The sequence below is a fragment of the Collinsella aerofaciens genome (assembly GCF_040910245.1).
Taxonomy (GTDB): domain Bacteria; phylum Actinomycetota; class Coriobacteriia; order Coriobacteriales; family Coriobacteriaceae; genus Collinsella.
On sequence record NZ_JBDGAY010000031.1, the window covers coordinates 1 to 17,981 of the forward strand.

The window sequence follows — 17,981 nt, forward strand, 5'->3', positions numbered from 1 at the left end:
GGGCGGGACAGGCTTTATCTGAACGACTTTGCAAAGCAACCGGAGTGAAGATAAAGCCTGGCCCGCCCGCAAAGCACCACGCAGACCGCAGGGACGGGAGCAGCTATACTACTCTCAGTAGTTAAGGGTCGCGGATTCGCCGCGTCACCGCTCTCAACAGGAGGTCTTTGTTTATGGCAGATCAGAAGCCGGTTGTCGGGATCATCATGGGCTCCAAGTCCGATCTGGGCGTTATGGAAGGCTGCACCGCCGAGCTCGAGGCGCTGGGTGTGCCCTATGAGCTCGTGATTGCAAGCGCGCACCGCACGCCGGCGAAGGTCCATGAGTGGGCCTCGACCGCTGCCGACCGCGGCATCAAGGTGATTATCGCTGCCGCCGGCAAGGCTGCTCACCTGGGCGGCGTCGTGGCTGCGTTTACGCCGCTGCCGGTCATCGGCGTGCCTATGAAGACGAGCGATCTGGGTGGTATGGACTCGCTGCTGTCGATGGTGCAGATGCCTTCGGGCGTGCCCGTTGCCTGTGTTGCCATCAACGGTGCCAAGAACGCCGCCATTTACGCCACGCAGATTCTGGGCGCATGCGACCCCGAGTACCGCAAGGTTATCGAGAAGATGAAGCAGGAGATGGCTGACGCCTAAGCGCTCTGCCAGTCCATTTGTAGCATAAGGAGAGCCATGTCCGACTATCAGGGAAAGCGTTTTTCGGCTTCTCGGATTCCCGATCCAGCCAAGTCGGGAGCAGCCCGCGTGCCGCAGCAGGGTCGGATATCCTCTCCTCAGCAGCCACGCGCGCCGCGTCCCGTGACGCCGGCGAAGCATCGTCGTCAGGATGCACCTACTGCATATCGCCCTTCGTCATACAGCACGGCCAAGAAGTCACCTCGCTCTTCGGCGCATGCCGCGCCATCGAGCTATACTGAGCCGCCGCGCAAAAAGCGCCGCTCCGTCATTCCCATTCTGCTCATCATCATCGGCATTGGCCTGATCGTTGCTGCGGCCGCCATCTTTATCAACGCACAGATTGGCTACAAGCAGGCGAGCGAGTCATATCAAAAAATCGAAAAGCAATATGTGAGCGACAAGGACGCCAGCGGCGTGCCGGTTATCGACTTCAATGCGCTTGCCCAGACAAATCCCGAGGTTGTTGGTTGGATTTACGCGCCCGGCACTAACATCAACTACCCCGTGGTGCAGACCAACAACAACTCCAAGTACCTCAACACGCTGTTCGACGGCACCGCCAATGCCTCGGGAGCCATCTTCTTGGATAGCGACGACACCGCGCCGGGCATGGTGGATCAGCAGACCACGATTTACGGTCATCATATGAACGACGGTTCGATGTTCAACGTGATTTCGGATACAACCGATCAGGCGACGTTCGACAGCATGGAATACGTGTACTACATCACGCGCGATGCGACGTATAAGTTGCGCCCGCTGGCGACCAAGGTGGTCGAGGACACGTATGCCAAGGCGCGCACGCCCAACTTTGAAGGCGATGACGGACTGAAGAATTACCTGTCCGAGATGCTCGACGATTCCTCTGCCGTGGCGAGTGATGCCACCGATCGTGTCGCTTCGGCAACCAAGGTCGTAACGCTTGTGACCTGTCGTTCGCTGTCATTTAGCAATACGCGCGCAGTCATGGTGCTCACGCCGGTCGAGGAATAAAGTGTCCGGGAGTCCCGTCCCAAAAAGACTACCCCGGAAATCAAAAGGAGAAATGATGCTTGAAAGTGGCAAATCGATGCCTTCGGTTGATGCCTGGCTGCGCGAAGCCAAGGCCGATGTTTCGGCGGCTGATTGTGGGATGTACCTGACACACAATGGCGTGGTGCGTGCGACGCCTAAGTCCGAGGTGCGTGGGGTCGAGACAGATGGTGTGGCGCCTGGACATAAGGTGGGCGGCATGGTGTTTGGCTTCGATGCCGAAAAGGTGCAGGCTGCTATCGAGGCAACGCGCGCGATGCCGGGTATCGGCTATGTGCGCGTGTGGCTGGCGAGCGGCGAGCTTACCGTGGGCGACGACATCATGCTCGTACTCATTGGCGGAGACATTCGCCCGCATGTGGTCGACGCACTTCAGAAGCTTGTCGGCACCATCAAAAATGAGTGTGTGAGCGAGGTCGAGCGCGAGGCATAGGACCTTGCGATCAATTCAAGTCCATCTACAGCAAAAGCCCACTGGCAGTTCAATCAGTCTGACAGCGGGCTTTTCTATGCGTTGGAAAATCTCGGCATTGCGTGGCGCTACACGCGCGTCGCATCCTTGGGGCTCATGGTCATGCTCTGGAAGCGGTTCTCCATGTAGTCGTTATCGAAATACTTGCCGTAGAACTGCGCGACGGGAATATCCGGCTCCGTGCCGTTGACGCGCTGGTACCAGTAGTCGAGCGACTGCAGCGTCATGACGCCGTCGACCAGCATAATGACGGTAAAGATGACGGTAGCCGAGTAGCGACTCTTCCACGGAATCATGTTGATGAGCTTGAGCAGCCTCGGCAGCAGCAGCTTGATCCAGATAAGGCCACCCAGGCCCCACAGGCAGGCAAAGCCCGTGCAGGTGCGTCCGCCCGTAAGGACGGCGAGTGGGTCGGGCATGCCGAACAGTTTCATGTGCGAGTAGCTCCACGACACCACGCCAAATGAGGTCTGCATAAACCAGCCTACAAACACCTCGAAAGCGCCGCCGATCAGGGCACTTACCAGGAAAATGATCAGAGGATTCTTTTTATAGAAGCGGTTGAGCGCCATGGTCATGAGCACCGCGCCAAATCCGTAGATGGGGCTAAAGGGGCCAAATAGCATACCGGCCCGGTCCTGATAGACGCCGGGATCGACGACGACCATATGCCAGACTTCCTCGAGAATGAGACCTAACACGCTGCAGACGAAGAATACCCAGAACAGGTTGAAGTAGTTGAGCTTGATGTAGCCCTCGCCGGTTTCGTCGCGGCCGAGCATCCCCTCGGCGGCGGCATCGCGGTCGAGCATCTCTTGCAGACGGCGCTGCAGTTCGCGCTCCTGGCGTAGCGTGGGGTCGACGGTGGCCGAAAGCGCGATGAGGATACCGAGCTGAATGGCGGGGCGCAGCAGGAAGGGTCCGATACCCTGGAGCATCACGTCAACTAAAAGCTCCACGACGGTAAATGCGATGAGGACGTAAGACAGGCGGGCGGCATTGCGCCGCTGGTCCTTGATGAGGTCCAGGCCAAAGACGATCAAGATGATCGCGCTTGCCGCCGAGAGCATAATGCCGGCGACGATAAGGCCAACCGCGACCAGGGTGTTATCACCGAGCTTAGCGGCGGCGTTGCCGTTAATGAGTGCGGTGATGACCTGCCACATAAAGACGGCGACCGACGGGAGTGTGCCCACGCCGGACAGGATGCACAGGACGGCGTACACTTTAATGATGAGGGGAATCTTCTTGACCTCCGTGGCGCTGGGGACGCTGGGGTCGAGTTCGTTTCGATCCATACAGAACCTTTCTCGCTTTGTCCTAGGTTACTAGGATACGCCGCCGACCTGCTAAAAGACAGGACGAACGTCCCAATTGCAACTTTGCAATCCCCAACGGTGGACGCGGCGGCCATATGGGGGCGCGGGCGCTTGCACTGGGCAGACCAATAAGATGTTTGGCCGCAAAACGGATTATTAGCTCGGTGGGCTTTTAAAAAGCGCTGCTCATGCGCTGGGGAGCGCGTCGCGCCGTGCGTATAATAAGGCGGGTAACGCCAAAATACGAGGCTCTGAGGGGATGCCATGTCTCAAGAAACCATCCGCGCGGCCGAGCGCGCCGCGGGACAGGTGAACGCCATGTCGACGTATGATCCGGACTCCGACCAGCTGCATGAGGAATGCGGCGTTTTTGGTGTGTGGGCGCCCGATCGTGACGTGGCTCGACTGACGTACTTTGGCCTGCGTGCACTGCAGCACCGTGGCCAAGAATCGGCGGGAATCGCTGTTGGTGACGGCGGTACGGTTATGGTCCGCAAGGACCTGGGCCTGCTCGACCGCGTGTTCTCCAATGCCGACTTATCGACGCTCTCCGGTCAGCTGGCCGTGGGTCATGTGCGCTATGGCACCGCCGGCGCCAAGAGCTGGGAAGCCTCTCAGCCGCACCTCTCTACCATCAATAGCGTCATTATCGCGCTCGCGCACAACGGCACCCTCGTCAACACCGACGAGCTGCGCCGCCAGCTGATCGAGCTGGGCGTGCCGTTCCTCTCCAACTCGGATTCCGAGGTCGCGACCAAACTCATCGGCTACTTTACTCAGCGTACTGGCCATCTGCGCGAGGGCATTCGCAAGACCATGGAGCTCGTGCGCGGCGGCTACGCCATGACGCTCATCAACGAGCAGGCGCTCTACGCATTCCGCGACCCGCACGGCATTCGCCCGCTCGTGCTGGGCAAGCTCGTGGACGAGGGCCTGGATCAGGCCGACGCCGCATCCGTTTCGCAGCTGCCGTCGCAGGACGGCGCCGCGACGGTCGACGCCACCACCCATGTCACCCGCGCCGGCGGCTGGGTCGTCGCCTCCGAGACTTGTGCGCTCGACATTGTGGGCGCTGAGTACGTCCGCGACGTCCGTCCCGGCGAGATTTTGCGCATCAGCGCCGAGGGCCTTGTGTCTGAGCAAGGCGTGCCTGCCGCCGAAGAGCCCGCTAACTGCATCTTTGAGCAGGTCTACTTCGCTCGCCCCGACTCCATCATGAACGGCAAGAGCGTCTACGCCTGCCGCTATGACATGGGTCGTCAGCTGGCACATGAGGAGCCCGTCGAGGCCGACCTGGTCATCGGCGTGCCCGACTCCGGCCTGCCGCCTGCGGAGGGTTATTCGCACGAGAGCGGCATTCCCTTTGGCGAGGGCCTCATCAAGAATCGCTATGTGGGCCGTACGTTTATCGAGCCTACGCAGGAGCTGCGTGCCATGGGCGTGCGCATGAAGCTCAACCCGCTGCGCGACAACATCGAGGGCAAGCGCCTAGTCGTCATCGACGACTCCATCGTCCGCGGCACCACCATGGTGCAGCTCGTCAAGATGCTGCGCAACGCCGGCGCCAAGGAGATTCATATCCGCATCAACTCGCCCGAGGTCATCTGGCCGTGCTTCTACGGCATTGATACCGACGTGCAGTCGCAGCTTATCAGCGCCAACAAGACGGTCGACGAGATTTGCGAGTATATCGGCGCCGATTCGCTGGCCTTCCTTTCGGTCGAGGGCCTGCTGAAGGTCATGCCCAAGGGCGGTTACTGCGATGCGTGCTTTACCGGACGCTACCCCGTGGCGATTCCCGAGAGCTTTGGCCGCGACAAGTTCATGGAGGGCTTTAAGCCCCGCAACCTGGACAAGCCGCTGCACTTTGACGACGACGCCGTGGTCGAGAAATACGACGACCGCAGCTGGGAAGAGGAGCACGGCGAGGCCTAAAGCCTGCCATGTAGGGACAGGTTTATTTTGGTAGGTTTTACCTGCTGTTTTGTTGATATGACGGCGCGTGCCGTTATGGCGTGCGCCGAAATGAACGCAACTATGAGCACCGTTTGGCGTCTGTGCTTCAAACGGTAGTGGGAGAGGAAGGCTCAGATGAGCGACAGCAAGCATGTGACGTATGAGGATGCCGGCGTCGATACCGCCGAGGGCGGCCGCGCCGTCGACGCTATTAAGCAAATGGTTAAGGACACCAACCGTCCCGAGGTTATCGGTGGCATCGGTGGCTTTGGCGGTCTGTTCTCGGCCGCCGCGCTTAAGGATATGGAAGACCCGATCCTGATCAGCGGTACCGACGGCGTGGGCACCAAGCTCGTGCTCGCCCAGATCATGGACCGTCACGAGACGGTGGGCCAGGACCTGGTCGCCATGTGCGTCAACGACATTTTGGCTTCGGGCGCCGAGCCGCTGTTCTTCTTGGACTACGTTGCCATTGGCCACATCGAGGCCGAGCACATGGTAAAGATCGTCAAGGGCGTTGCCGACGGCTGCAAGCTCGCGGGCTGCGCGCTCGTGGGTGGCGAGATGGCCGAGCACCCGGGCGTCATGGCTCCGGCCGACTACGACCTCGCTGGCTTTACCGTGGGCGTCGTCGACCGTCCCAAGATGCTCGACCCCGCGAACGTTCGCCCCGGCGATGTGATCCTGGGCCTGCCTTCCACCGGCGTGCACTCCAACGGCTACTCGCTCGTGCGCAAGGTCATCGGCGTCGACGGCATCAAGCCGGGCACGCCCGAGGCCGCCGCTAAGGCCGAGGAGCTGAGCCGTCCACTCGAGGAGCTCGGCGGTGCATCGCTGGCAGACGCCCTGTTGGCTCCTACGCGCATCTACGTCAAGCCGATTCTGGAGCTGCTCCGCGGTGGCGCCAACGTTCATGCCATTGCCCACATCACCGGCGGCGGTATTACCGAGAACCTCAACCGCGCGCTTGCCGACGACGTCGACGCTGTGGTCACCCGCAACGGCGCCGAGATGGGCTGGGACGTTCCGCCCGTCATCACCTATGTGTCGCGCCAGGCCGAGCTTGCGCCCAACGAGGCGTGCAAGACCTTCAACATGGGCGTTGGCCTGTGCCTGATCGTCGCTCCCGAGGATGAGACCGCGGTGACCGAGGCTCTGGTCGCGCTGGGCGAGAAGCCGTTCCGCGTGGGCGAGTGCGTCGAGGGCTCCGGTAAGGTCGTGTACTCCGATGAGCGCTAACGAGCAGATGGCCGCTAGTGAGGGTCTTGGTTTTGTGCCCTACACCCGTCCGACCGGTACCGATACGGCTGAGCCGCTCAAGATCGGTGTGCTCGTCAGCGGTTCGGGTACCAACCTGCAGGCGTTGATCGACCTGATCGCCGCCGGCGAGCTCAACGCTTCGATTGAGCTCGTGGTGTCGAGCCGCCCTTCGGCCAAGGGTTTGCAGCGCGCAGAGCGTGCGGGTATCCAGACGCTCACGCTGTCCAAGGATGTCTACGCCGACCCCATCGCCGCCGACGAGATTATTGCGCACGAGCTGCTCGAGCGCGGTTGCGAGTATGTGGTCATGGCCGGCTACATGCGCATGGTGCACACGCCGCTGCTGGCGGCATTCCCCAATCGCGTGGTCAATCTGCATCCCGCGCTGCTGCCGAGCTTTACCGGTGCCCATGCGATCGACGATGCGTTTGCTCGCGGTGTCAAGGTGACCGGCGTGACCGTGCACTTTGCCAACGAGATCTACGACAACGGCCCCATCATCGCCCAGCGTGCGCTGGCTGTTGAGGAGGGCTGGGACGTCGACACGCTTGAGGAGCACATCCACGCGATCGAGCATGTGCTGTATCCCGAGGTCGTGCAAATGCTCGCCGACGGTCGCGTTCACGTGCTGGAGAGCGGCAAGGTCGCAATTGATGCGCCTCGCGGCTAGTGGCGCACAGTACAATTTAGCCGAGTAGTCAGGGTGGTCATTGGCGCCAAGGCGCAAGTGGCCATCCTTTGTTTTAGGTAGTCATCGGGGACGTTCTTGAATGACTAGTCGTTTAAGAACGTCCCAGGTGACTAGGTGAGAGAGGTGAGCGCATGGCGGATAACGAAGCGCTGTTTACGCCTGAGCTGGTGTTTTTTGATTGGGAGTGCGCGACGCCGGGCGAGGTGTTTGCGCGCCTCGAGGGTGAGCTCGCTCCGCGCGGCTACATTGCGCCCGGTTGGCTCGACGCCGTCCGCACGCGTGAGGACGCCTATCCCACGGGTCTCGCTATGCCGGCGGCAAACATCGCCATTCCGCATACCGATCCGGGATTTGTGGCCAAGCCCTATATCGCGGTGGTAAAGCCCGCCGCACCTGTGACGTTCAGCGCAATGGCAGGCATGGGCGCCCCCGTGCCGGCGCAGATCATCATCAATCTGGGTATTGCCGAGCCGGGCGGCCAGGTCGAGGCTCTGCAAGCGCTCATGAATATCTTTATGGACGCCGACGCTGCAGCCGATGTGCTCGGCCAGACCACGTGCCAAGGCATGGTCGACGCCATCCGCCGCCACTTTTAGGGCCGGCACTTGGGGACTGTCCCTAACTGCCGGCAGAAAAGGAACGTCCCTAACTGCCGGCTGCCAGATCTGTCCCCTTTGCACCAAAATGGTGCAGATTAACCTGTCCCCCATGCACCAGGTGTGCCGCGGGGGCTGCGTTGTGACACAATGGCGTTTGTTCGATTCGTGATGCGAAAGGCCAAACATGGCAAATAAGAAAAAGAACCCCGAGGTCGCGCCGACGCCCGAGCAACGGTCCCGCGCCGCCTCCAGCTCTCGCAAGAAGCAGCGCAAGACCTATGTGTCCAAGACCGTCAAGATTGTCCTGGTGGTCATCGGCGTGCTGGCGATGCTGCTCTCCGTTTCGGCCATGGCGTGCTCCGGCCTGATGTCGCAGACCGAAAGCGCCGGCTCGGGCTATAAGCTCACCGGCGGTGTGGCTGCCACTATCAACGGCACCAACCTCACCGAGGACACCGTGACCAAGCAGATCATGAGCATGCGTACGTCCTACGGCTACACCAAGGACAAGGACTGGGCACAGTACCTGGTCGACAATGACCTCACACCCAAGAAGTACCGCAAGCAGCTCATCGACTCCTACACGCAGCAGATCCTGCTTCAACAGGCGCAGAAGGAGAACGGCGTGACGGTGTCGGACGAGGAGGTCGAGAAGGCTTGGAAGGACGCGTGCAAGAGCGCGGGCGGCGCCAAGACTTTTAAGAAGACTCTCAAGACCTACGGCTACACCGAGGACACCTACAAGGATTCGCTCAAGGAGAGCCTGGCGCAGCAGAAGCTCAAGGATGCCGTGGCACCCACCAGCAAGCCCAAGGACAGCGAGATTGTCGATTACATCAACGAGAACCTGTCCAACTACAACGATGCCCGTCGTTCGTCGAATATCCTGATCAAGGTCGATTCCGACGCATCTGACGAGGACAAGGCCGCCGCCAAGGCCAAGGCGCAGGAGTGCCTGGACAAAATCAACTCCGGCGAGCTGAGCTTTGAGGACGCCGTGAAGCAGTATTCCGACGACACCAGCTCCAGGGAGAAGAAGGGCGATGTGGGTTGGGATAAGCTCACTACCTTCGTCGACAGCTACCAGACGGCGCTCGAGGGGCTCAACAAGGGCGATGTGGGTGACGTCGTTGAGTCGACCTATGGTTATCACATCATCAAGTGCACCGACTACTTTCATGTCGATAATCAGGTCGATGACATTAAGCAGGTGCCCAAGGACATCAAGAAGTACGTCTCCAACGTGGTGAAGACGCAGGCGGCAAGCAGCGCGTACAGCGAGTGGCTGGAGCAGTACAAGAAGGACGCCGACATCACCGTTAACCCCATGCCCAAGGACGTGCCGTACAACGTCAGCCTGAAGGGCGTCACCAAGAGTTCGACCGACGACGCGTCGACGACTAAGTAATCATGGGGCGGTGCCCGCGTGAGTGCCGCCCATGCTATTGAGGAGGATATGCAGATGACCAACGAAGAGCTGCAGAAGGAAATGATTGCGGCCATGAAGGCCAAGGACAAGGTTCGCCTGTCCATCATTCGCCAGGTTAAGGCCGAGGTGAAGAACATCGAGGTCAACGAGCGTCGTGATGTGACCGAGGAAGACGTCAACAGCATGATCAAGCGTCTGATTAAGCAGACGAGCGAGACGCTGGAGATGTCCATTAAGGCCGGTACCGACCAGGAGCGTACCGACAACCTGACCGAGCAGGTCAAGATTCTGGAGAGCCTGCTGCCCGCGCAGGTTTCGGGTGAGGAGCTCGAGGCCCTGATCGAGCAGGTCATCGCCGAGCTGGGTGCGACCTCTAAGAAGCAGATGGGCCAGGTCATGGGCGCTCTGGGCAAGGCCACTGGCGGCAACTTCGATAAGCCGGCTGCGGCAAAGATTGTCGGCGCAAAGCTTGCGTAAGTGCCGAGCGGTACATAGTTGATGTTGAGGGGGCGTGACCGTAATGGTCACGCCCCTTTTTGATGAGCTGGGTACTCATTGGGTACTCATTGGGGACAGGCTTAAATGAGTGCCCAATGAGCGGGTACTCATTTAAGCCTGTCCCCAATGAGTGGGTTAAAGGTTGCGGGTTCTTTACGGGAATGTAGTGTGGGCTACGGAAACGTGGTTCTTTCCGTACAATAGTTCAACTCGTGTAAACGCAGGGAAGGGACATTCATGGCAGACATGATCGAGATCAAGCATCTCAACAAGTACTTTGGCGACCTGCATGTGCTCAAAGATATCAACCTCACCGTCAAGCGCGGCGAGAAGCTCGTAATGATCGGGCCTTCCGGTTCGGGTAAGTCGACGCTCATCCGTTGCGTCGATTATCTGGAGGAGCCCACGTCGGGCGAGGTCGTCATCGACGGTACGCCGCTCACCAAAAAGAACCACCTGGAGATGGCTCGCAAGTACAGCTCCATGGTGTTTCAGCAGTTCAACCTGTATCCCAACATGACGGTGCTGGGCAACCTGACGCTCGCGCCCATCAAGCTGCAAAAGAAGAGCAAGGAGGAGGCGACCGAGATCGCCATCGCCGCGCTCAAGCGCGTCGGGATGGCGCATAAGGCCGGCGAGTACCCGCAGAATCTCTCGGGTGGTCAGCAGCAGCGCATCGCCATCGCCCGCGCCCTGTGCACCAAGCAGCCCATCATCCTGTTTGACGAGCCGACCTCGGCGCTCGACCCCGAGATGGTCCAGGAGGTTCTGGACGTTATGATTGAGCTCGCGCAGGAGGACATCACCATGATCTGCGTGACGCACGAGATGGGCTTTGCGCGCCAGGTTGCCGACCGCGTCATCTTTATGGAGGACGGCCGCATCCTGGAGGAGGGCACGCCCGAGCACTTCTTCGATAACCCCGAGAACCCGCGCTGCCGCGAGTTCCTGTCCAAGATTCTGCACTAGGCGCGGTGATGGACATGACGGATATGACGAGGGCGACCGTGACACGCCGCCGCTTTTTGCAGCTGGCTGGCGCCGGCATGCTTGCGCTGACGGGGACCGCGCTTACCGGTTGCGGCAACTCCACCAGCGGCGAGGGCTCCGACAAGGGGTCCAAGCTTGCGGCCATCAAGTCGCGTGGCCATCTAAATGCCGGCGTTAAGAAGGACGTTCCCGGCTATGGCTATTACGACACCGCCAAGGGCCGCTTTGAGGGTATGGAAGTCGATTTGTGCTACCAGATCGCCGCTGCCGTCTTTGGCGTGAGCTACAAGGAGGCCCGCGCCCAGGAGCTTGTCGAGTTTACCGACGTAACGCCCAAGACGCGCGGCCCGCTGATCGATAACGGCCAACTTGACGTGGTCGCGGCGACCTACACCATCACCGACGAGCGCAAGAAGAGCTGGGATTTCTCGACGCCGTACCGCACCGACTACGTGGGACTCATGGTCAAGAAGCGTTCGGGCTTTACCTCGATTGAGGATCTGGACGGCAAGGTCATTGGCGTGAGCCAGGGCGCCACCACGCAGAGCCTGATTGAGCAGATGATCAAGGACAACGGCTTTAGCTGCAAGCCCGAGTTTAGGGCCTTTAGCGGCTACCCCATCATCAAGAGTTCGCTCGACGCCGGCAATATCGACGTCTTTGCCATGGACCGCTCCACGCTGGCCGGTTACATGAACGAGACCGTTGAGCTGCTGCAGCCCGAGGTCAAGTTTGGCGAGCAGGGCTACGGCGTGGCGACCAAGAAGGGCTGCGACCTTTCGACCGTGGTCGATCAGGTGATTTGCGATCGCCTGGCCGATGGCTGGCTCGACCAAGAGGTCAAGACCTGGGGTCTTGTATAGGCGCATCGTCCAAGGAAGGAATCGAATGCTCGAAGGATTATTTGACGTCGACCGTTGGTCGACGACATTTCAAAACATGGGGCCCTTCTGGGAGGGCTTTGGCGTGACGCTGCAGGTGGTCGTTGCCGGTCTGCTGCTGTCGCTGGTACTGGGCACACTGCTGGGCGTGTTCTCTACCACTCGCTCGCGCGTGCTGCGCGCCATAAGCCGCGTGTACGTGGAGTTTTACCAGAACACCCCGTTGCCCGTACAGGTGCTCTTTATGTACATGGCCGGTCCGCAGTTTTTGCAGGCTATAACCGGTGCCGACCAGCCGGTGCGCATCGCGCCGTTCGTGCTGGGCTTCTTGGGTGTGGGCCTGTATCACGCGGCCTACATTTCGGAGGTCATCCGCACTGGTATCGAGGCGGTTCCGCGCGGTCAGATGGAGGCGGCCCAGAGCCAGGGCTTCACCCGTGCGCAGGCGTACTGGTACATCGTGCTGCCCCAGACGTTCAAGATTATTCTGCCGCCGCTGTGTAACCAGGCGCTCAACCTGGTTAAGAACACGTCGGTGCTGGCGCTTGTGGCCGGCGGCGACCTTATGTACCGTTCCGACAACTTTGTGAGTCTGTACGGTTACCTGCAGGGATACATCGTCTGCTGCCTTATGTACTTCATCATCTGCTTTCCGCTCGCCATGCTGGTGCAGTGGCTCGAGCGCCGCTCCAAGGAGCGTTCGCGCGGCGTGAGCCTGGCCGAGCTGGGGCTCGACAACGTAGAGGAGGCCTAGCGCATGGAAATCTTCAACGCGACCAACCTGCTCTACATTTGGGACGGATTTGTTAAGACAATCGAGATCTCGGCGCTGTCGATCTTTTTCTCGCTCATCTTTGGCACGGTGCTGGCGCTCGTTAAAAGCTATGCGCCCCGCCCGTTCCGTATTTTGGTGAGCGCCTATATCGAGCTGTTCCGTTGCACGCCGAACCTGCTGTGGATCCTGTTTATCTACTTTACGGTGCAGGGTTTGGACATTGTGATTTCGACCATCGCCTTTACGCTGTTTACCAGCGCTGTTATGGCCGAGATTGTGCGCGGCGGCCTCAACTCGATTCCGCGCGGCCAGTTTGAGGCAGCGCAGAGCCAGGGCTTCGGCTTCTTTGCCACCATGCGCTACATCATTCTGCCGCAGACGTTTAAGACGATTATTCCGGCGCTGTTTAGCCAGTGCACGACCGTCATTAAGGACAGCTCGTATCTTTCGGGCATTAACGTGGCCGAGCTCATGTACACGGCAAACGTCGTGATGGCCCATGCGATCGACCTCTCGCAGGTGCTTATGCTCTACGGCCTGGTATTTGCGATGTACTTTGTGCTCAACTTTGGTATCTCGCTGCTGGTGAGGGCATATCAACGCCGCATCGTGGCCGCATAGTCCTGCTTCCCCAAGCACGACACCTTGCCCCTCAATCGTCGCTTGCGTACATTTAGTACGCGGCGCTCCTCTTTCGGGGCAATCTGCCACACTTGGGAAACCAGGACGGTCGTAAGTGACAAAATGGGAATCAGGAATCGCCTATTTCTCATTTGTTAGAAAGGAATCGCGATGAGCGATCTGGAGAACAAGAAGAGTCCTGTGGTCATTACCATCGCGCGCGACTTTGGTGCCGAGGGCCACGAGATTGGCCGTATCCTCGCCAATGAGCTGGGGATTCCGCTGTACGATAACGAGCTGCTGGTGCGCGCGTCGCTGCGTACAGGTGAGTCGCTCGATAAGATGGCCGCCTATGACGAGCGCCTGGCTGTGGAGAACATGGCGTTTCTGCCCGACCGCTACGACGCGCGTTCGTACTCGGACAAGTTGTTCCAAAAGATGAGCCAGGTGATTTTGGATTTGGGCGAGACCGAGAGCTGCATTATCGAAGGCCGCCTGTCCGATTACCTGTTGCGTAACAACCCCAATCACATTGCCGTGTTGGTGACCGCTCCCTTTGAGGACCGCGTCGAGATCGTGCGCAAGAAGCGTGGCCTTAACAAAAAGAAGGGCGCCAAGCTGGTCAAGCAGCAGCAGAAGGCGCGCGAGGCGTTCTATAAGCGCTACAGTGCCGGAAAGTGGAAGATGACGAGCGGTAAAGACATCGTCGTTAACCGCGCCAAGCTGGGCCGCGAAGGCTGCAAGGACGTCATCGCCGCAGCCTACCGCTACAAGGTGGCCCAACTCGAAGGCTAACCGATCAAAACCACCACAAGGGGGACAGGAACCTTTGTGGTGGTTTTTGTTTTAGGCCGAGGGGAAGGCCTTGGCGGCAGTGCCTATCCTCGGCTTTTGCAAAATCTCGATTTGTAACACCAGGCCAGCGAAAAAGGCTCTAACTGTTACAGATTTAGATGAACCGTTCGGCCGCCAACCTAACGTCTTGATCTGTAACACGTAGCGAGGAATTTGCCCTCTAACTGTTACAGATTGAGACAAAGCGGGGGCGGCTGGAGCAATATCTCGATCTGTAACAACTGCAAGGCTCAACGGGCTCCAGGTGTTACAGATCGAGACAAACCGACCAGCCAGGCTCCAAACCACCACAAAGGTGCCTGTCCCCTTTGTGGTGGTTGGGGCGGCCGATATAGAAAAAGTCCCCGCCGGGCGTGTGCTCGACGGGGACTTTGCCGTTTGATGGCTAGCACTGTAGGTGATTACTCGCCCAGCAGGCTCTTGGTGATGGAAGCGGCGGCCTTCTTGCCGGCGCCCATCGCCAGAATGACCGTAGCGGCACCGGTGACGATGTCGCCGCCGGCCCAGATGCGGGGATCGGTGGTCTGGCCGGTCTCCTCGTCGGCAACGATGTAGCCCCACTTGTTGAGCTCCATCTTGCCGCCGATCTTCTTTGCGAAGGGGTTGGCGTTGGTGCCGATAGCCGAGATCGCGACGTCGCAGGGGATCTCCTCGATGGCGCCCTCGATGGGCACCGGACGACGACGGCCGGACTCGTCGGGCTCGCCGAGCTCCATCTTCTGGACCTTGACGGCGCACACGGAGCCGTCCTCGCCAGCGACAAACTCGAGCGGGGAGACGAGCGGCAGGACCTCGACGCCCTCGGCCTTAGCATGGTGCAGCTCGGCGCGACGGCAGGGCATCTCGTCCTCGGTACGACGGTAGGCGATGATGGCGTGCTCGGCGCCCAGGCGCTTGGCGGTACGGACGGCGTCCATAGCCACGTTGCCGCCACCAAAGACGACGACGTTCTTGCCGTGCTTGGTGGGGGTGTCGTACTCGGGGAACTTGTTGGCCTTCATCAGGTTCACGCGGGTGAGGTACTCGTTAGCGAAGAAGACGTTGGGCAGGTTCTCGCCGGGGACGTTGAGGAACTTGGGCAGGCCAGCGCCGGTCGCCACGTAGATGGCGTCGAAGCCCTGCTCGAACAGCTCCTCGGCCGTGGCCATGTTGCCCACGACGGAGTTGTACTCAAACTTGACGCCCATGTCCTCCAGGCCGTCAATCTCGCGCTTGACGACTGCCTTGGGCAGACGGAACTCGGGGATGCCGTAGACCAGCACGCCGCCGCCGGTGAAGAAGGCCTCGAAGACGGTGACGTCAAAGCCGTTGCGGGCGAGCTCGCCGGCGCAGGTGATGCCGGACGGGCCGGAACCGACGACGGCGACCTTCTTGCCGTTCTTGGGGGCCATCTTGGGCGTGGAGGCGAGCTCGGGGCGGTCACCCAGGAAGCGCTCGAGCTGGCCGATGGCCACGGGCTCGGACTTCTTGCCACGGATGCACTTGCCCTCGCACTGGTTCTCCTGCGGGCAGACGCGGCCGCAGATAGCGGGAAGCATGGAGTCCTCGCGGATGGTATCGAGGGCGCCGCCGAAGTCCTTCGCGCGGATCTGCTCGATAAAGCGGGGGATGTTGATGTTGACGGGGCAGCCCTCAACACAGAACGGCTTCTTGCAGTTGAGGCAGCGCTCGGCCTCGGCCAGCGCCATCTCCTCGGTGAAGCCCTTGTCGACGGGGCGGAAGTCGCAGGCGCGCTCGGCAGCCGGCTCCTCGTTATCGGGGGTGCGGGGCGACTTCATATCGGCAACGAAACGACCGTTAACTAGTGGCATGCGCAGCTCTTTTCCTCATAGGCCTTGAGGGACTCGCCCTCTTCGGAACGGTAAGCGGCCTGGCGGGCACGAAGGTCATCCCAGTCGACCAGGGTGGCATCGAAGTCGGGGCCGTCGACGCAAGCGAACTTGGTCACGCCGCCCACCTCGACGCGGCAGCAGCCGCACATGCCGGTGCCGTCAACCATGATGGGGTTGAGCGACGCGGTGATGGGGGTGTCGTACTTCTGGGCGGTGAGGGTCGAGAACTTCATCATCGGAACGGGGCCGACGCAGAAGACCTGGCTCACGGCCTTGTCCTGCAGCAGGCGCTCCAGCGGAGCGGTGACAACGCCCTGCTCGCCGTAGGAGCCGTCGTCAGTGGTGATGTGGATGTGATCTTCGTCGAGGAGCTCGCGGAACTGGTCCTCCATGAGCAGGAGGTCCTTGGTGCGGGCGCCCATGATGGCGTGCACCTCGTGACCGGTCTCGACCAGGTGCTTGGCGACCGGGAAGGCAATTGCCAGGCCGACGCCGCCGCCAATGACGGCGCAGGGGCCCTCGGCCATCTCGGTGGGAACGCCCAGCGGGCCCACGACGTCGCGCAGCGACTCGCCGGCCTCGTAGGTGGACAGCATCTCGGTGGTCTTGCCGATCACCATGAAGATGAACTCGACCCAGCCCTCGTCACCGTTCCAGCCGGCCAGGGTAAACGGGACACGCTCGCCCGTCTCGTTGGCGCGAACCATGAGGAACTGTCCAGCGTGCGCATGCTTGGCGATTGCAGGCGCCTCGATGCGGAACTTGAACACCTTCTCAGAGAACTGCGTCTTCTCCAGGATCTTATACATAGAACCCCTCTCTTGTTAGGGCCGCCGAACCGTGCCTCCACGGAAATGGACGGTAGCCCGAATAAAACCGTACGCGCACAGGCGTTGTGCAGACATACGGTGCAAATTATACCCTCATGGACATGTCACTTACGTGTGTCTTCGGCGGTTGGGAGCAGGGTTTATCCACTTCGGCCTACCAAACAGGGGCAGGTATATTTTGGTCAGTTTTATCGGGTAAAACGGCAAAGGGGGCCGGTCTCGGGTTGTGATGAGGCCGGCTCCCTTTGGGGTGCTATGTGCGTATGGCGGCGCGCGGTTTATTACGATGCCGCAAATGGAGCGTTTCCGCAGGTAAAACCTGCCAAAATAAACCTATCCCTAAATGATAGGTTTCAGTGCTTGCCGTTGGCGGAAGCGGCGCCGTTGACATGGTCGCGGGCGTAGACCACGCCGTGCACGATCGCCAGGCCGGCGGCGTCGGCCGCGCGGGCGCAGGTGTCCTGGAAATCCTCGGCCTCGCGGGCGCGCAGCTGCTTAAGCACGTAGTCGGCGACGGCCATCTTGCCGGGAGGGTTGCCGATGCCGGTGCGGATGCGGCTGAAGTCGCGGCTGCCCATCTTGTCGATGATGGAACGCAGGCCGTTGTGGCCAGCATGGCCGCCGCCCACCTTAACGCGCACGTCGCCGGCGGGAATATCGAGCTCGTCGTGGATTACGAGCAGTTCCTCGGCCTTGATCTTGTACTCGCGGCAGAGCTTGGAGATGGGACCGCCCGAGGTATTCATATATGACTGCGGCTTGACCAGCACAATCTGGCGCTTGCCGCCCTCTTCCTCGGGGTCGTTGATGTTGATGAGCACGACCTCGGCGCCGGCCTGGTTTTTCCAGTACGTGACGCCGGCCTGACGGGCCAGCTCGTCGATTGCCTTAAAGCCGGCGTTGTGGCGGGTCTCGGCATATTCCTCGCCAGGGTTGCCAAGTCCGGCAACCATGCGAATCTTGAGCGGCTGTGCAGCTGCCATGTTTGTCCTCCGTTACGTAAATAGTTCAATCAACGACAAAGGCTACCACGCCCGCCGAAGGCGAGGAAAGGTTGCAGCAAAGTCATTTCAGAAAACAGCTGCCCCGAGACAGCAGGAAGCCCCGGACACGCCGGGAGGGGTTATCAAAGCGAACATCCCGCAGCCGCAAAGCGGCGAGGACGTTCGCGTGATAACCCCGCAGGCGTGTCCGGGGCTTCCGGAGGGATGCGAGGGTCGAGCGACTACAGCGCGAAGTCGCCGCCGACGAGCGTGGAGAC

General features: G+C 60.4%; 18 protein-coding genes. 14 read left to right on the plus strand and 4 right to left on the minus strand.

Translation table 11 applies throughout. From position 1 onward, the window contains the following. The first annotated feature begins 173 nt into the window (after window positions 1-173). From purE to AB5Z20_RS09270, 3 genes are read left to right on the plus strand one after another with little or no spacing between them, the layout of a single operon-like run. Window positions 174-638, plus strand: a complete 465-nt coding sequence (gene purE, locus AB5Z20_RS09260) for a 5-(carboxyamino)imidazole ribonucleotide mutase (RefSeq protein WP_006235810.1) — start codon at window positions 174-176, stop codon at window positions 636-638. A 36-nt stretch (window positions 639-674) separates the two neighbouring features. Further along, window positions 675-1,673, plus strand: a complete 999-nt coding sequence (locus tag AB5Z20_RS09265) for a class B sortase (RefSeq protein WP_368157079.1) — start codon at window positions 675-677, stop codon at window positions 1,671-1,673. 55 nt (window positions 1,674-1,728) lie between these two features. Further along, window positions 1,729-2,145, plus strand: coding sequence for a molybdenum cofactor biosynthesis protein MoaE (locus AB5Z20_RS09270; protein ID WP_346972891.1), 417 nt, complete (start codon window positions 1,729-1,731; stop codon window positions 2,143-2,145). 107 nt (window positions 2,146-2,252) lie between these two features. On the opposite strand, the gene AB5Z20_RS09275 is transcribed toward AB5Z20_RS09270, so the two are convergent. Then, a complete protein-coding gene (locus AB5Z20_RS09275; RefSeq protein ID WP_271760873.1) occupies window positions 2,253-3,482 on the minus strand; it encodes a putative ABC transporter permease in 1,230 nt (409 codons plus the stop codon). A 285-nt stretch (window positions 3,483-3,767) separates the two neighbouring features. Between AB5Z20_RS09275 and AB5Z20_RS09280 the strand changes: the two genes are divergently transcribed. The 11 genes from AB5Z20_RS09280 to AB5Z20_RS09330 all read left to right on the plus strand — a co-directional run bounded on the left by AB5Z20_RS09280 (window position 3,768) and on the right by AB5Z20_RS09330 (window position 13,998). Beyond that, window positions 3,768-5,438: an amidophosphoribosyltransferase gene (locus AB5Z20_RS09280; protein ID WP_148331751.1), complete on the plus strand. Its 1,671-nt coding sequence runs from the start codon at window positions 3,768-3,770 to the stop codon at window positions 5,436-5,438. Between the two features lie 156 nt (window positions 5,439-5,594). Next, window positions 5,595-6,698, plus strand: a complete 1,104-nt coding sequence (purM, locus tag AB5Z20_RS09285; protein ID WP_368157080.1) for a phosphoribosylformylglycinamidine cyclo-ligase — start codon at window positions 5,595-5,597, stop codon at window positions 6,696-6,698. Further along, window positions 6,688-7,389: a phosphoribosylglycinamide formyltransferase gene (gene purN / locus AB5Z20_RS09290; protein WP_368157082.1), complete on the plus strand. Its 702-nt coding sequence runs from the start codon at window positions 6,688-6,690 to the stop codon at window positions 7,387-7,389. Before purM ends, purN begins: the two co-directional genes overlap by 11 nt. A 152-nt stretch (window positions 7,390-7,541) precedes the next feature. Continuing rightward, entirely contained in the window at window positions 7,542-8,006 is a 465-nt protein-coding gene (locus AB5Z20_RS09295; protein WP_368157083.1) for a PTS sugar transporter subunit IIA, read from the plus strand. 187 nt (window positions 8,007-8,193) lie between these two features. Further along, a complete protein-coding gene (locus AB5Z20_RS09300; RefSeq protein ID WP_368157084.1) occupies window positions 8,194-9,417 on the plus strand; it encodes a peptidylprolyl isomerase in 1,224 nt (407 codons plus the stop codon). A 54-nt stretch (window positions 9,418-9,471) separates the two neighbouring features. After that, window positions 9,472-9,915 carry a GatB/YqeY domain-containing protein gene (locus tag AB5Z20_RS09305; protein WP_006235801.1) on the plus strand — a complete coding sequence of 148 codons (444 nt, stop codon included), beginning with the start codon at window positions 9,472-9,474 and terminating at the stop codon, window positions 9,913-9,915. Between the two features lie 258 nt (window positions 9,916-10,173). After that, a complete protein-coding gene (locus tag AB5Z20_RS09310; protein ID WP_022094215.1) occupies window positions 10,174-10,905 on the plus strand; it encodes an amino acid ABC transporter ATP-binding protein in 732 nt (243 codons plus the stop codon). 8 nt (window positions 10,906-10,913) lie between these two features. Next, entirely contained in the window at window positions 10,914-11,789 is an 876-nt protein-coding gene (locus AB5Z20_RS09315) for a transporter substrate-binding domain-containing protein (RefSeq protein WP_368157087.1), read from the plus strand. Window positions 11,790-11,814: 25 nt separating this feature from the next. Further along, window positions 11,815-12,561 (plus strand): amino acid ABC transporter permease, encoded by a 747-nt coding sequence (locus tag AB5Z20_RS09320; protein ID WP_368157088.1) that lies wholly within the window; start codon window positions 11,815-11,817, stop codon window positions 12,559-12,561. Window positions 12,562-12,564: 3 nt separating this feature from the next. Then, window positions 12,565-13,203 (plus strand): amino acid ABC transporter permease, encoded by a 639-nt coding sequence (locus AB5Z20_RS09325; protein ID WP_368157089.1) that lies wholly within the window; start codon window positions 12,565-12,567, stop codon window positions 13,201-13,203. 171 nt (window positions 13,204-13,374) lie between these two features. Continuing rightward, a complete protein-coding gene (locus AB5Z20_RS09330; protein ID WP_368157091.1) occupies window positions 13,375-13,998 on the plus strand; it encodes an AAA family ATPase in 624 nt (207 codons plus the stop codon). 461 nt (window positions 13,999-14,459) lie between these two features. Here the strand turns inward: AB5Z20_RS09330 and gltA are convergent, their stop codons facing one another. The 3 genes from gltA to pth all read right to left on the minus strand — a co-directional run bounded on the left by gltA (window position 14,460) and on the right by pth (window position 17,703). Beyond that, entirely contained in the window at window positions 14,460-15,869 is a 1,410-nt protein-coding gene (gene gltA / locus AB5Z20_RS09335; protein ID WP_022094914.1) for an NADPH-dependent glutamate synthase, read from the minus strand. Beyond that, window positions 15,860-16,699 carry a sulfide/dihydroorotate dehydrogenase-like FAD/NAD-binding protein gene (locus AB5Z20_RS09340; protein WP_006235793.1) on the minus strand — a complete coding sequence of 280 codons (840 nt, stop codon included), beginning with the start codon at window positions 16,697-16,699 and terminating at the stop codon, window positions 15,860-15,862. The genes gltA and AB5Z20_RS09340 overlap by 10 nt, the downstream gene beginning before the upstream one ends. 374 nt (window positions 16,700-17,073) lie before the next feature. Beyond that, window positions 17,074-17,703, minus strand: coding sequence for an aminoacyl-tRNA hydrolase (gene pth / locus AB5Z20_RS09345; RefSeq protein ID WP_368157093.1), 630 nt, complete (start codon window positions 17,701-17,703; stop codon window positions 17,074-17,076). Window positions 17,704-17,981 lie beyond the last annotated feature (278 nt).